This is a genomic window from Streptomyces sp. MUM 2J (assembly GCF_022414535.1).
Classification (GTDB): Bacteria; Actinomycetota; Actinomycetes; order Streptomycetales; family Streptomycetaceae; genus Streptomyces.
Map to the genome: position 1 here is coordinate 74,435 of NZ_JADWYM010000016.1, position 12,980 is coordinate 87,414.

The window sequence follows — 12,980 nt, forward strand, 5'->3', positions numbered from 1 at the left end:
TCGAGCCGCCGGCACGCCGCCGGGGATGGGGCCTTGGCCGGCGCCTCTAGGCGGTGCGCCGGCCGGCGGCGTCGAGCATCCGGGTCACCCACCTCTCCACGGGCAGGCCCTGCGCGGCGGCCACCTGCGAGTAGTAGTCCAGCTGGCTGGCGGACAGTTCGATGGTGAGCGTGGTGACCTTCCTGCGCCGCTCGCCGGCGCCCGCCGGCCCGGCCGGTGGGGGAACCTCCTGGCGCTCTTCGCCGCCGCCCGGAACGGCGCCGCCCGTACCGCGCTGCTCGGCCAGTCCGGCGCGGACCGCCCTGCGGAGCTCGTTGCGCGACCACTTGCGCCGGTCGGCCTCGCGCAGCCAGTAGTCCTGCTCCGGCGGCGACAGGCTGGTCACCTCGGCGTGGTGGGCGAAGCTGAGGCTGTCCCGCCTGCGGTGGTGTTCGAACCGCCGGGCCACCCATGCGTAGTTGCGCAGTGTCTGGTAGTCGAGTCCCGTTCGCTCGACCGCCTCCCGGTAGCGCCGCGCCCCGTAGCTGGTCGCTCCGAAGACCAGCCAGTCGCCGAGCCACCACGCCGAGGAGTTCGTGAGCTCACGCAGACCGGTCCCGATCCGCTCCCAGGACCGCTCCGGCAGACCCTGGGGGAAGGTCATCCCCGTCTTGCGGAGCGTGGCTTGTCTCCCGACGAAGGACAGCACCGCTTCAGGCTGCGCGGGCTCGTCTCCGGCTCCCGCCGGCCCCGCCGTGTACCGGCTCACCGTTCTCACAGGACGCCCCTCACCACATTCATCTCCCCACCGGAGTCCTTGCCTGGGTGTGCACCGTGCGGGCGACGTCGGGCAGCACGGGCCCGCGGCGCCCTCCACCGGGGTTCCCCCGGTTCATGTGGCGGGCAGGTGCGTGCCGTCGGACCGATCCGGGTCACCCGCCACGGGCCGTGGGCCGTGACGTCTCCGGCGTCCGACCGGCCTTCAGCCCTCCGCCATCGCCTCGCGCAGACTCCTCGGGCGCAGGTCGGTCCAGTTCCGCTCGACGTACTCCAGGCACTCGGACCGGGACGCCTCGCCGAGGACCACCCGCCAGCCCGCCGGAACCTCGATGAACACCGGCCACAGGGAGTGCTGTTCCTCGTCGTTGACCACCACGCAAAAGCGGCCGTCCTCGTCATCGAAAGGGTTCGTGCTCATGCCACCGTCCTCACACGTCGCGGGGTGACCCGGCAGGGAAGAACGCCAGGCCGAGTTCGAGGAAAAGGATCAGGGACGGGTTCACCGATGGGCGTCGTCCCGTCGACAGGACATCCCGGCATCCGCAGCGCCCCTGGAACGTCGACGCCAACTTAGATCCGGGCCGCCGACCGCCACAAGGGTGGCAGGACGCTGACCTCCCGGTCGTCCGCCCGCACCTGTGTCCCACCGGGGTTCTTGTGCCACCATGACCGACCAGTGGCCCAGCGGCGGGCGACGGGACCGGGCGGACCCTCTGCCCTTTCGCGCTTCCGCCCCGGTTGCCGAGCCGGGCCGGACGGGCGCCGGCCCGCGTCGCCACCTGCGTCTGAGCACCAGCGCATCAGTTTCCCCTACCACCTGTAATCCGCGTTCGGCCCACACCGTGCGATTCCCCTTCGGAAAAGGCCCTTCGGTGTGTTCCGCGGGGCACGACGGCAGAAAGCTCATCGACGGACCTACGACTGGTGATCGGTCTTGAAGTCAGAATCCGAGTACGCGACAGATCCAGACGACGACACACGACGGTCGCTGTTGCGCCACATGCTGGTGGCGAGGGGCGTCGACGAGGAGGCCCGGCAGCTCCAGAAGCAGGGGGCGCTGGACCTCTGGCTGTCCTGCCAGGGGCAGGAGGCCGCGCAGGTGGGCTCCGCCCTCGCGGTCGGTCCGGCCCCGACGGTCTTTCCCAGCTACCGCGAGCACGCGGTCGCCCTCCTGCGCGGCGTGACACCGGCCGAACTGGTCGCGCAGTGGGGTGGCCGGACGTTCTGCGGATGGGACCCGCGCAGGCTCCGGTTCTTCCCCTACACACTGGTCCTGGCCGCGCAGACGCTGCACGGCGTCGGCTACTCGATCGGGCAGCGGTTGCAGGGCCGGGAGGAGTTCGTCGTCGTGTACGTAGGCGACGGCGCCACCAGCGAGGGCGACATGTCGGAGGCGATGAACCTCGCCGCCGTCGAGTCGGCGTCCGTGCTGTTCGTCTGCCAGAACAACGGCTGGGCCATCTCGAAACCGTCCCGGGAGCAGATGCGCACCTCGTTGGCCGAGCGTGCCCGGGGCTTCGGCATCGAGTCCCACCGGATACCGGGCCGGGACCCGGAGACCGTCTTCTCCACCTGCTCACGGGCCGCTGCCCGGATCCGCGCGGAGCGGGCTCCCCATCTCGTGGAGATCCAGGTGGAACGCATGCACGGTCACTCGACCTCCGACGCCCAGGAGGTGTACCGCAGCCGCGACGACATCGCACGGGCCAGGGCGGCGGACCCGGTGGCCGCCTACGCGGCCCGGTTGAGCGCTCTGGGCCTGGTGGACACCGCGTGGTTCGACGCCGTCGAGGCGGAAGTCCGTGAACTGCGCGAGCGGTTGATGAAGGAGTACGCGTGATGAGCACCACGTCGGTGCCCCTGGCGGAGGCGATCAACGCCACCCTCGCCGATCTCCTGGAGCAGGACCCGGCCTTGCTGCTGCTCGGCGAGGACATCGGACGCCTCGGGGGCGTCTTCCGGGTGACCCGGGGACTGCGGGACCGCTTCGGTGCGGACCGGGTGCGTGACTCGCTCCTCGCCGAGTCCACGATCGTCGGCCAGGCGGTCGGCCTGGCGATGAGTGGGCTGGTGCCGGTCTGCGAGATCCAGTTCGACGGGTTCACCTATCCCGCGGTGAACCAGTTGGTGACCCAGGCGGCCCGGATCGGCGAACGATGGAACGGGCGGGTCAGCCCGAGCCTGGTGGTGCGCATCCCGAGCGGCGGCGGCATCCGGGGCGTCGAGCACCACAGCGAATCCAACGAGGCGCTGTTCGCCCGTGTCCCGGGGATCTCGGTGGCGTGCCCGTCCACGGGTGAGGACGCCGACCAGATCCTGCGGTACGCGGTAGGGCTCGGCTCGCCCGTGGTGGTGTACGAGCCGATCCGCCTGTACTGGCGGAGGAGCACGCCCCCGCGGGACCCGGAGCCCGCACGGTCACCGACCGGGGCCCGGGTGGCGCGGCGCGGCACGGATCTGACGATCGCCACGTTCGGCGCGGTCACCCACGAGGTACTGGAGGCGGCGCACGCGCTCAGCCCCGGTGTCGACGTCGAGGTGGTGGACCTGCGCTGGGTGGCCCCGATCGACATGGACACCGTGCTGGAGTCCGTCGCCCGCACCGGGCGGCTGCTGATCGTGCACGAGGGGTCGAAGGACGTCGGCATCGGTGCCGAGATCGCGGCGTCGGTGTCCGAGCACGGATTCGGCGCGCTCCGGCGCCCGGTCCGCCGGCTGGCGCCGGCCCGTCGCGCCTACCCCCCGGCGGACTTCGAGAAGGACTACCTGATCGGTGTGCAGGAGATCAAGGACGAGGTGCTGGTGATGACGAAGTGACCCACTCCCCGGTGGACATGCGGGTGCCCGGCTTCGGGCACGGTCTCGGCGAAGCCCTGCTGATCGAGTGGGTCGCCGCCGTCGGCGACCTGGTCGAACGCGGGGACGTCATCGCGGTCATCGAGACCGACAAGGCCAGCACGGAGATCGTGGCGGAGCGCGCCGGACGGGTCACGGCCCACTCCGCGACGGCCGGCACGGTCCTGAAGACCGGTGACCCTCTGTACCAGTTGGCGAGCGGCTAGTGCCGCGGCGGGCACCGTTCGCCCGTCAGGGAGCGGCGTCCGGTGCGTGCTCCCGGCGTGCCGGCCGGAAGTCCTCGTACTGGGCGTACTCGGGCTTTCGGCCGGTGCGGCGGGAGTGCGTGCCGGGCGCCGCGACGGGGCGAACGTCGCCTGTTGCGGCACCAGGGGGTGTTCCCCCGCCCGAGACCCGAGATCCAGTCCCCTTGATCCCGTGAACGGAGAAGGAACATGAGCGACATGGAGAGCCGCATCAGGGACGCGATGCTGGCCAAACTGCGTGAGCGCGACCCGTCGTTGGGCCCCGACGACCTCACCCGGCCGGTCGCCGACCTCGACCTCGACTCCCTCGACCTGGTCGAGCTGCACCAGCGGCTGGAGCGCGAACTCCAGGTCAAGGGCGACCTCCAGGAGACCTCGGGCTTCGCCTTCCTGGACGACTTCAGCAGCTACTTCCTGAAACTGGCGAGCGGGGAATGAGTGCGGGCATCGTCGATGTCGCCACGGCGAAGCCCGGCCGGAGGGTCGCCAACGACGACTTCGCGTCGATCGGCCTCACGGACGAGTGGATACGACGCCGCAGCGGCATCGCGTCCCGCTCCTGGCTGCCGGACGGAACACCGTTGGCGGACGTCGCCGCGGAGGCGTGCGCGCCGATCGTGACCCGGATGGAGGACCCCTCCTCGATCGGCGCCCTGGTCGTCGTCAGCACCTCGGTGCGGCAGCGCGTCCCGGGCATCGCGCAGAAGGTCGCACAACGCGCCGGTCTCGGCGCCGATGTGCTGGCCCTCGACATGAACGCGGCCTGCTGCGGCTTCGTCTACGGGCTGGTCACCGGGCTCTCGCTCTGCGAGGCGGGACAGGCACGGTCGGTCCTGGTGTGCTCGGTGGAGGCCATGTCCCGGCTCGTGGACCGCACGGACCGGCAGACGGCGTGCATCTTCGCCGACGGCTCCGCGGCCGTGCTGCTGGAAGACCGCACGGAGTTCGCGGGCTTCCGCCAGATCGCCGGCTGCGACGGCTCCCGGGAGGCGCTCATGCGGGAGACCGACGAGGGCGGCATCCACCTGGACGGCCTGCAGGTGTACGACCGGGCCGTGCACAGGATGTCGGAGTCGGCGCGGTTCCTCTTCGAACACGACCCCGCGCCGACCGTCCTGGTCGGCCACCAGGCCAACGGCCGCATCCTGGAGCAGGTCCGCGGCTTCACCACCGATCTCGGCGTGCCCTTCGTGAATCGGATCGAGCACCTCGGCAACACGTCGTCCGCCTCCATCCCACTGGCGTTCGCCGAGGAGATGAACGCCGGTTCCCTCCCCGCCGCGGGCCGGCTCGGGGCCGTGGCCTACGGCGCCGGTGAGGCGTGGGGCGGGGTGGCGGTGGACTACCGGGTGCCGAGCGCCACGGCCCTCTGATCACGCCGGACACCCCGAAAACCCATTCGATCACGGGAGGTTGTCATCTACTCGCCCGACGCCTGGGTCCTGCGCTCCGGCGCAGTGACCGGCCCTCACGAGGGCAGCCCCGGCAACGCGCTGCGGCGCGGTCCGTTCACCTTCGGCCCGCTGGACGAGGGTGAGGCCCTGGTGGAGCCGATCCTCGGCTCCTGGGAGGCCAACGTCGATCACGCGCTGGCCCGTTCACCGATCGACGTGTGCAGCAGCCGTGGTGAGGACACGGTGGTCGTCGGCAACATGGGCGTGGTCCGCGTGCTCAAGGTGAATGCGGGCAGCCGTGACGTCCGGGTCCGCGAAGGGGACCTGTGCATGCTGATGCCGTTCGGCAAGCTCGACCGCTTCGGCTACGCCGAACTCGCCTACGCCTATGACGCCCCCCACACCATCGGCCTGCTGGCCAAGCAGTCGAAGATGCACGTGCGGGTGCTCCTGCCCGTCCCTGACGGCACGGCGTACTCGCTGCCCCAGTGGGCCACGTACGGTCGGTACTTCACCGCCTGGGACAACTGGCACAAGGCGTACGGGTGCTGGCGGACGCAGGTGGCCGACGACGACCCGGCGAACCACCTGGTGTTCGGGTGGGGCGGCGGCGTGGCCTTCGCCGAGCTGATGCTGGCCAAGCGGGCCGGGTTCCGGGTGGCGATGACGGCGGGCTCGGACGAACGTGTCGCCTTGCTGCGAGAGAACGGGATCACCCCGGTGGACCGCCGGCTGTTCCCCGACCTGTCCCTGCCCGCCCGGGAGGAACGCGGGGACCGGGAGAGACACCAGCGGCGGCGGACGTCGGTCAAGGAGTTCCTGGGCCTCGTCAACGAACTCAGCGACGGGCGCGGAGTCGCGATCTTCGTGGACAACATCGGTCAGCCCCTGTACGACGTCACCCTGACGGCGCTGGCCCGCGCGGGGGTCGTCACCACGTGCGGCTGGAAGGCGGGGATGCGCCTGACCCATCTGCGGGGTGCCGAGTCCATCAGCCGGCACATCCATGTGAACACGCACGTCTGGCAGTTGCAGGAATCACCGGCCATCCGGGACTTCCAGGAGGCCGAGGGCTGGATAGCGCCGAAGGGGTCGGACGTCGTCTACGACTTCGACCGCGTGCCCGAACTGGCCGACGACTACGCGAACGGCAGGATCACCTCGTACTTCCCCATGTACCGCGTGAACCCGGTCTGACCGGCCCGAAGAAGAAGGGTGCCATGACAGCGGAGCTGCTCAAGCGCATACGGGACTTCACCGCGAACGAGCTGGCCGGGAAGGACACGCACTTCGACGAGCTGCCGGAACAGCCTACGGTCGAGGCGTCCCGGCTGCACGACCTCGGCCTCGCCAACTGGTGGGTGCCGGTGCAGTACGGAGGACTGGGTGTCTCCTTGACGGAGAGCGTCGACATCGTGTCCGAACTGGCCTACGGCGACGCCGGTTTCGCGTTCGGTGCCTTCCTGCCCGTCCTGGGCGGCATCATGCTCCAGCACTTCGGCACCGAGGAGCTGGCCCGCCCGGCGCTGGAAGCGCTGGCGGCCGAAGGCGGTCGGATCGCCGTACTCGGCAGTGAGGAGGAGGCCGGCAGCGAGCTGGTCAGGATCACCACCACCTTCCGCACGGAAGGAGACCGGCTGGTGCTCAACGGCGACAAGTACTTCTCCACCAACACCGACACGGCCGGACTGCTGCTGGTGCTCGCCCGCTCGGCCGACGACACCGCGGACTTCGCCGTCGTCGCGATACCCCGTGACACTCCCGGAGTCGAGATCGTCAAGCGCTGGGACCTGCTCGGCGTCCGGGGCACCGGCACGTACCGCGTACGCCTCGACGACTGCGCCGTCCCCTCCGCCAGCCGCCTCGACGGCGGCGGGCTGCGCATCCTCGAGGCGGGCCTGAACGCGAGCCGCATCCTGATCGCGGCCTGCGCGGTGGGAATCGCCAGGCGCGTCAGGGACCTGTCGATGGAGTACGCGGCCGTGAAACGCCTCAAGGGTGCCCCGCTCACCGAGAACGCCGTATTCGCCGGAAAGCTCGGGCAGATGGAGACGCTGATCGACGTCATGCGCAACCAGTGCCGGGCGGCCGCGGGCGAGTTCGACCACCTCCTGATCACGTCCGCGCGTGGCGGAACCGGTCTGCACCGGGTCGGCACGCTCCGCTCCGCACTGGCCGCCAAGCTCTTCTGCGGCCAGGCGGGCTGGGAGGTGGCCTCGACCGGCTCCGAACTGTTCGGCGGTCTCGGCTACACGCAGGACCACCCGATCGGAAAACTGGTCCGTGACATGCGTTTCGTCGCCGTTGTCGAAGGCGGCGAAGACGTCGTACGTGACCTCATGTACGCCCGCTACGTGGTTCCCGCCCGGAAACGGCGGTGAGGAGCGGGAGGTCACGCGGCCGGTGGGAGCGGGGCCGGTGGTGCACGGGCCGGCGCTCACCGGCACAGCGGACCGGCAGCGGCAAGGAACGACGTCACGGACGCGCCCCGGGCCGGTGCGAGCGCGGCGCACGGCCCGCCGGCCTGGCCGCACCTCTGCCAGGGCAGGGTTCCGCCTGACGCGTGCCGCCCGCTTGCGGTCCACGGACGGCGCCGGCGCGGCGCACCGTCTCCTCACGCTGTAGCGGCGCTGACGAGCACCCCGGACGTGCCGCCGCCGTCTTCGGGGTCGCGCTCCCTCTCCCGCGGCTCGCGGGCTCTCCTGCGGAGGGGGCACCTCCCGAGGTCATGCTCGCTCCGTTCCCCGGGGCACGCTTGCTTCCGCCTCCCCGCGCACCCATGACCGGCGGCAGACCTCACCCGCTCACGTCCCGCCACCACGCTCACTCCTGCGTGCGTGCACCGGGGTGCCGCCACAGGGCGATGCCGACCCCTCTGCCCGCCGCCGGACAAGACGCCGACGGAGAGAGCGTCCGGCCGCGCAGCTCCGATGTCATCGGGTGACATACGTGATGCCATGGGGTGCCAGGTGATGCCATGGGGTGCCACACGATGCCATCCGGCGTGTTCCCGATACAGGAGGGAGTGCGAGCGCGAGCGGCGCCACCATGGCTGCCCTCTCCTTTCCACCGTCGCGGCGACTACGCCATTTCAAGCCGGATTCCCAGATGGCGCCATTTAAGCTTGCAGACAGCGCCATAGTGGTGCCATCATGGCGGCATGGACCTCACCCCGTATGTCGACACCCTCCGGCGCGAACTCGCGGTGGCCGCCGAAGCCGGAGGGGAAGACGCACGCAAGGTGGCAGAGCGGCTCACTGCTCCTCTGGAGTCGGCGACCCGTCTGACCATGCTCAATGTCCTCTCGGCGGCGATGGACGAGATCACTCGCGAGCTCGCTCCCGGGTCGGTCGACGTACGGCTGCGCGGGCTGGAACCCACCTTCGTCGTGACACCACCGCCCACCGACGACCCCGCAGAGCCCGTCGAGGCCGTCGAACCTCCCGTGACGCAGATGCCGGCCGACAGCGAAGGAGGCGGCCCCGCCCGCATCAACCTGCGCCTGCCGGCCCACCTCAAGACACGCGCCGAGGAGGCCGCGAAACGCGAGGGACTGTCGGTCAACACCTGGCTGGTCCGGGCCGTGTCGACCGCGGTCGAGGGGGACTCCCGGCCGCGCACGACGGAGAAGACACGCACGGTCGGACAGAGCCTCACGGGCTGGGTGCGCTAGTGCCGCGACGGGCGACGTTCACCGCGTCGCGACGCCCGGCACGCTCCCCCGCCGCCCCAGGGGCGTGGGCGGTCCCCCCACCCGCCGCACCGGACGCCGCTTCTTGACGGGCGAACGTCACCCGCCGCGGCACCGGTCGCGTCCACTCCCGCACCACTCCGCACCACGTCCCACCCCAGGGACGGACCAACGAGCCACGAGGACGGTACAGCCATGCCTTCTTTCGACACTCCCGAAGCGATTTCGGTCACGGCACACGTGTACTCCGGTTCCATCCTCTTCACCACGGGCGACCGCACCAGCACCGTCGTCAAGGTGGAGCCCCGCGACCCGAAGCACGACGAGGACGCGCGGGCGGCCGAGCGGACCGAGGTCGCCTACGCGAGCGGCGCACTGACCGTCAGGACCCCCAAGGCCAACCTCATCGGGCGCTCCGGCACCGTCGACGTGACGGTGGAACTGCCCACGGGCTCGAACATCGACGTCTCCGGTGCGGGGGCCCAGGTGCTCGGCGAGGGCCGGCTGGGCGACGTCCGCCTGAAGACCACCTCCGGTGACGTGCGTCTCGACACGACCGGGCCGCTCCAGCTGAGCGCCTCCCACGGCTCGATCACCGTGAACCGGGTCGAGGGCACGGCCGAGATCACCACCAACTCCGGCAACCTGCGCGTCGGCCTCGTGGACGGCCCCGCCGTCCTCAAGAACGCGCACGGCAGTACCACCGTCGATGCCGTGACCGGCGAGTTGCGGGTGAACGGCGTCAACGGCGGCGTGGACATCGCGCGCGCCGAGGCGTCGGTCACCGGCACCACCACCAACGGCCACCTCCGCGTCGCGGACGTTGCCCGCGGCAGTGTCCACCTGGAGACCGCCAACGGCCCCATCGAGGTGGGCATCCGCGAGGGCACCGCTGCCTGGCTCGACGTCGCCTCCAAGCGCGGACAGGTGCGCAACACGCTGGCCACGACCGACACCCCGGAGCAGACCGAGGAGACCGTCAGCGTCCACGCACGGTCCAACTGGGGCAACATCGACATCCGCCGAGCCCGGGCCTGAACCCCCACCCGCTCACCCCGCGCCACTTCAGCCTCAAGCCCACGTCACTTCAGCCTCAAGAAGGAAGGGTTCCCATGGCTTCTTCTGTCATGCCCTCATCCAGGAAGGGTGAGGGCACGCCGCCCCCGGTCGCCATTTCCGCCGTCGGGCTGCGCAAGTCGTTCGGCGACAAGACCGTCCTCGACGGCATCGACCTGCACATCCCGACCGGGTCCGTGTTCGCGCTGCTCGGGCCGAACGGCGCCGGCAAGACCACCGCCGTGAAGATCCTCTCCACGCTCATCACCGCCGACGCCGGTGAGCTGCGCGTCGGCGGCCACGACGTGACCACCGCCCCGCAGGCCGTGCGCGCCGCGATCGGCGTCACCGGGCAGTTCTCCGCCATCGACGGCCTGATCACGGGCGAGGAGAACATGCTTCTCATGGCGGACCTGCAACACCTCTCCAAGCAGGAGGGACGGCGGGCCGCCGCCGGACTGCTGGAGCGCTTCGACCTCACCGAGGCCGCGAAGAAGCCCGCCTCCACCTACTCCGGCGGCATGAAGCGCCGCCTGGACCTGGCGATGACGCTGGTGGGCAACCCTCGGATCATCTTCCTCGACGAGCCCACCACCGGCCTCGACCCCCGCTCCCGCCACAGCATGTGGCAGATCGTCCGCGAGCTGGTCTCCGACGGCGTCACCGTCTTCCTCACCACGCAGTACCTGGAGGAGGCCGACGAACTCGCCGACCACATCGCCGTCCTCAACAACGGCAAGATCGCCGCCCAGGGAAGCGCCGAGGAACTCAAGCGACGCATCCCCGGCGGGCACATCCGGCTCCGCTTCACCGACCCGGCGGCATACCAGGCCGCCGCCGCCGCGCTGCGCGAGGTCAACCGCGACGACGAGGCGCTGGCCCTGCGCATCCCCAGCGACGGCAGCCAGCGCGAGCTGCGCTCCGTCCTCGACTGGCTGGACTCCGCCGGCATCGAGGCGGACGAGCTCGCCGTGCACACCCCCGACCTCGACGACGTCTTCTTCGCCCTGACCGGCGGCACCGACCAGCACAAGGAGACTGCCCGATGAGCGCCCTCTCCCTCGCCGTACGCGACTCCTCCACGATGCTGCGCCGCAACCTCCTGCACGCCCGGCGCTATCCCTCGCTCACCCTGAACCTGCTGCTCACGCCGATCATGATGCTGCTGCTGTTCGTCTACATCTTCGGCGACGTGATGAGCGCGGGCATCGGCGGTGGCCATGCCGACCGCTCCCAGTACATCGCCTACATCGTTCCCGGGATCCTGCTGATGACCATCGGCAGCACCGTGATCGGGGCCGCGGTGTCCGTCTCCACCGACATGGCCGAGGGCATCATCGCCCGGTTCCGCACGATGGCGGTCCACCGCGGCTCGGTGCTCATCGGGCATGTGGTCGGCAGCGTGATGCAGGTGCTCGCCAGCCTGATCCTCGTCGGTGCCGTCGCCGTGGCCATCGGCTTCCGGTCCACGGACGCCACGGCTCTGGAATGGCTGGCGGCGTTCGGGCTGCTGGCCATGTTCGCCCTGGCGCTCACCTGGATCGCGGTCGGCATGGGACTGGCCAGCCCGAACGCCGAGGCGGCCAGCAACATGGCCATGCCGTTGATCCTCCTGCCGCTCATCTCGACCGCCTTCATCCCGGCCGATACGATGCCGGGCTGGTTCCAGCCGATCGCCAAGTACCAGCCGTTCACCCCCGCCATCGAAACCCTGCGCGGCCTGCTTCTGGGCACCGGGATCGGCCACAACGGATGGCTCGCGGTCGCCTGGTGCGTGGCTCTCTCCGTCCTCGGCTACTTCTGGTCGAGGGCGCTCTTCAACCGCGACCCGAGGTAACCGGGACGGCCACGCTCCGCGGCAAGAACCGCTCCGGAGTGAAGGGCCGCGAGGGTGCCTCGTGGCCGGCGGAGGTGCGGTGGCCGAGGCTGTGTCCAGCCTCCGCGAGTCGTACCGGCTGACCAGCGCAGCCGAGCCTCAGGGCCGTCCGCGGAGCGGGGGAGCAACTGTCCGCGATCGGGGTGCGCCGGGCATACCGACCGATGCGAGGCGTCCGGGGCTGTCAGCCGGACCAGCCAGCTGATCTTCGTCCGGTACGCTTCGCGCGTCCGGGGCGACGACAGTGTCGGGGCCCGTTCCCATCCTTCCGAGAGTGAAGCGACCCCCATGGATGACCCGATACGCCACGACGTGGTGGACCTCGCCGCGGCCGAGGGCCTCGGTCGGCACCGCGGCACGGTCCTGCCGAAGCGGCTGAGTGCAGCGATGATCTGCAACCTGATGTTCATGGTGATCGTCGGGCTGTTCCTCTTCGTACTGCCCGCTGCCTGGTTCGTCTGGGTTGCGCTTCAGACCCCCAACTTCTCCCGCAAGGCCGCCGCCCGGCGGCTGCACTTCTTCGAACACGGGTTGGTCGAAATCGACCGCAAGGGGGAGCTGGCCGCGTTCCGCTGGGACTCGATGATGGCGCTGCAGGAGATCACCGAGACGTATGTCAACGGCTTCCACACCTCCACGACGTACCGGTACACCTTGCACAAGAAGGATGGAACGGTCCGGAAGATCACCGACTTCTACGCCGAACCCGGCACATGGGGCCCGTTCATCCAACAGGAGATCGCCTCGGCCCAGCTGCCGGGCATGCTCCGGATGCTGGACGAGGACCAGCAGCTCGTCTTCGGCGACATCTCCCTCAACCGGGGCGGTATCGCGACACCCAAGCGCGGTGCCGTGGCCTGGGCGGAGATCGAGGATGTGCGTGTCGACAACGGCGTGGTGGCGCTGCGGAAGTCCGGCAAGTGGCTTTCCTGGTCGAGCAAGCCGGTGAAGACCATCCCCAACTTCGTCCTCTTCCTCGCCCTGGTGGACCACCTCCGCCGTTCGGCGGACGCGGCCGTCCGCTGACTTCCCTCGCGCCCCACGGCAGGTGAGGGACCTGTTCCAACCGGCCTCCGGGCGGTCGCGGGGACGAGCCGCTACCG

Annotated in this window: 14 protein-coding genes; 12 read left to right on the top strand and 2 right to left on the bottom strand. The window is 70.4% G+C overall.

Features of this window, described 5'->3' with window-relative positions; translation table 11 throughout:
• Window positions 1–46: 46 nt before the first annotated feature.
• Together I3F54_RS15880 and I3F54_RS15885 are read right to left on the bottom strand one after the other, a co-directional pair.
• Window positions 47–688 (bottom strand): LmbU family transcriptional regulator, encoded by a 642-nt coding sequence (locus tag I3F54_RS15880; protein WP_308373550.1) that lies wholly within the window; start codon window positions 686–688, stop codon window positions 47–49.
• Between the two features lie 273 nt (window positions 689–961).
• On the bottom strand, window positions 962–1,177 hold the full coding sequence (locus I3F54_RS15885; protein WP_240119414.1) for an MbtH family protein: 216 nt from the start codon (window positions 1,175–1,177) through the stop codon (window positions 962–964).
• Between the two features lie 516 nt (window positions 1,178–1,693).
• Between I3F54_RS15885 and I3F54_RS15890 the strand changes: the two genes are divergently transcribed.
• From I3F54_RS15890 to I3F54_RS15945, 12 genes are all read left to right on the top strand, one after another.
• The gene (locus I3F54_RS15890) at window positions 1,694–2,599 is read left to right on the top strand and encodes a thiamine pyrophosphate-dependent dehydrogenase E1 component subunit alpha (RefSeq protein ID WP_240119416.1); all 906 of its coding nucleotides are present in this window, start codon (window positions 1,694–1,696) and stop codon (window positions 2,597–2,599) included.
• The gene (locus I3F54_RS15895) at window positions 2,599–3,576 is read left to right on the top strand and encodes an alpha-ketoacid dehydrogenase subunit beta (RefSeq protein ID WP_240119417.1); all 978 of its coding nucleotides are present in this window, start codon (window positions 2,599–2,601) and stop codon (window positions 3,574–3,576) included. The genes I3F54_RS15890 and I3F54_RS15895 overlap by 1 nt, the downstream gene beginning before the upstream one ends.
• Window positions 3,573–3,821, top strand: coding sequence for a lipoyl domain-containing protein (locus tag I3F54_RS15900; protein ID WP_240119418.1), 249 nt, complete (start codon window positions 3,573–3,575; stop codon window positions 3,819–3,821). Before I3F54_RS15895 ends, I3F54_RS15900 begins: the two co-directional genes overlap by 4 nt.
• A 228-nt stretch (window positions 3,822–4,049) precedes the next feature.
• Window positions 4,050–4,298 (top strand): phosphopantetheine-binding protein, encoded by a 249-nt coding sequence (locus I3F54_RS15905; protein WP_240119419.1) that lies wholly within the window; start codon window positions 4,050–4,052, stop codon window positions 4,296–4,298.
• Window positions 4,295–5,233: a ketoacyl-ACP synthase III gene (locus I3F54_RS15910; protein WP_240119420.1), complete on the top strand. Its 939-nt coding sequence runs from the start codon at window positions 4,295–4,297 to the stop codon at window positions 5,231–5,233. The genes I3F54_RS15905 and I3F54_RS15910 overlap by 4 nt, the downstream gene beginning before the upstream one ends.
• Window positions 5,234–5,317: 84 nt before the next feature.
• Window positions 5,318–6,451 carry a zinc-binding dehydrogenase gene (locus tag I3F54_RS15915; protein ID WP_240119421.1) on the top strand — a complete coding sequence of 378 codons (1,134 nt, stop codon included), beginning with the start codon at window positions 5,318–5,320 and terminating at the stop codon, window positions 6,449–6,451.
• Window positions 6,452–6,474: 23 nt separating this feature from the next.
• Window positions 6,475–7,635, top strand: coding sequence for an acyl-CoA dehydrogenase family protein (locus tag I3F54_RS15920; RefSeq protein ID WP_240119422.1), 1,161 nt, complete (start codon window positions 6,475–6,477; stop codon window positions 7,633–7,635).
• Between the two features lie 779 nt (window positions 7,636–8,414).
• On the top strand, window positions 8,415–8,927 hold the full coding sequence (locus tag I3F54_RS15925) for a toxin-antitoxin system HicB family antitoxin (protein ID WP_240119423.1): 513 nt from the start codon (window positions 8,415–8,417) through the stop codon (window positions 8,925–8,927).
• A 213-nt stretch (window positions 8,928–9,140) separates the two neighbouring features.
• Window positions 9,141–9,983: a DUF4097 family beta strand repeat-containing protein gene (locus I3F54_RS15930; RefSeq protein WP_240119424.1), complete on the top strand. Its 843-nt coding sequence runs from the start codon at window positions 9,141–9,143 to the stop codon at window positions 9,981–9,983.
• Window positions 9,984–10,057: 74 nt separating this feature from the next.
• Window positions 10,058–11,050 carry an ATP-binding cassette domain-containing protein gene (locus tag I3F54_RS15935; RefSeq protein ID WP_240119425.1) on the top strand — a complete coding sequence of 331 codons (993 nt, stop codon included), beginning with the start codon at window positions 10,058–10,060 and terminating at the stop codon, window positions 11,048–11,050.
• Window positions 11,047–11,838 (top strand): ABC transporter permease, encoded by a 792-nt coding sequence (locus I3F54_RS15940; RefSeq protein ID WP_240119426.1) that lies wholly within the window; start codon window positions 11,047–11,049, stop codon window positions 11,836–11,838. Before I3F54_RS15935 ends, I3F54_RS15940 begins: the two co-directional genes overlap by 4 nt.
• Window positions 11,839–12,165: 327 nt before the next feature.
• On the top strand, window positions 12,166–12,903 hold the full coding sequence (locus tag I3F54_RS15945) for a DUF6585 family protein (protein WP_240119427.1): 738 nt from the start codon (window positions 12,166–12,168) through the stop codon (window positions 12,901–12,903).
• Window positions 12,904–12,980: the final 77 nt, after the last annotated feature.

What these genes read in the sequence shown, in the direction of transcription:
- I3F54_RS15930 (WP_240119424.1), top strand. Translation starts at nt 9,141, where the DNA reads ATGCCTTCTTTCGACACTCCCGAAGCGATTTCGGTCACGGCACACGTG.
- I3F54_RS15885 (WP_240119414.1), bottom strand. Translation starts at nt 1,177, where the DNA reads ATGAGCACGAACCCTTTCGATGACGAGGACGGCCGCTTTTGCGTGGTG.
- I3F54_RS15935 (WP_240119425.1), top strand. Translation starts at nt 10,058, where the DNA reads ATGGCTTCTTCTGTCATGCCCTCATCCAGGAAGGGTGAGGGCACGCCG.
- I3F54_RS15940 (WP_240119426.1), top strand. Translation starts at nt 11,047, where the DNA reads ATGAGCGCCCTCTCCCTCGCCGTACGCGACTCCTCCACGATGCTGCGC.
- I3F54_RS15925 (WP_240119423.1), top strand. Translation starts at nt 8,415, where the DNA reads ATGGACCTCACCCCGTATGTCGACACCCTCCGGCGCGAACTCGCGGTG.
- I3F54_RS15910 (WP_240119420.1), top strand. Translation starts at nt 4,295, where the DNA reads ATGAGTGCGGGCATCGTCGATGTCGCCACGGCGAAGCCCGGCCGGAGG.
- I3F54_RS15920 (WP_240119422.1), top strand. Translation starts at nt 6,475, where the DNA reads ATGACAGCGGAGCTGCTCAAGCGCATACGGGACTTCACCGCGAACGAG.
- I3F54_RS15905 (WP_240119419.1), top strand. Translation starts at nt 4,050, where the DNA reads ATGAGCGACATGGAGAGCCGCATCAGGGACGCGATGCTGGCCAAACTG.
- I3F54_RS15945 (WP_240119427.1), top strand. Translation starts at nt 12,166, where the DNA reads ATGGATGACCCGATACGCCACGACGTGGTGGACCTCGCCGCGGCCGAG.
- I3F54_RS15895 (WP_240119417.1), top strand. Translation starts at nt 2,599, where the DNA reads ATGAGCACCACGTCGGTGCCCCTGGCGGAGGCGATCAACGCCACCCTC.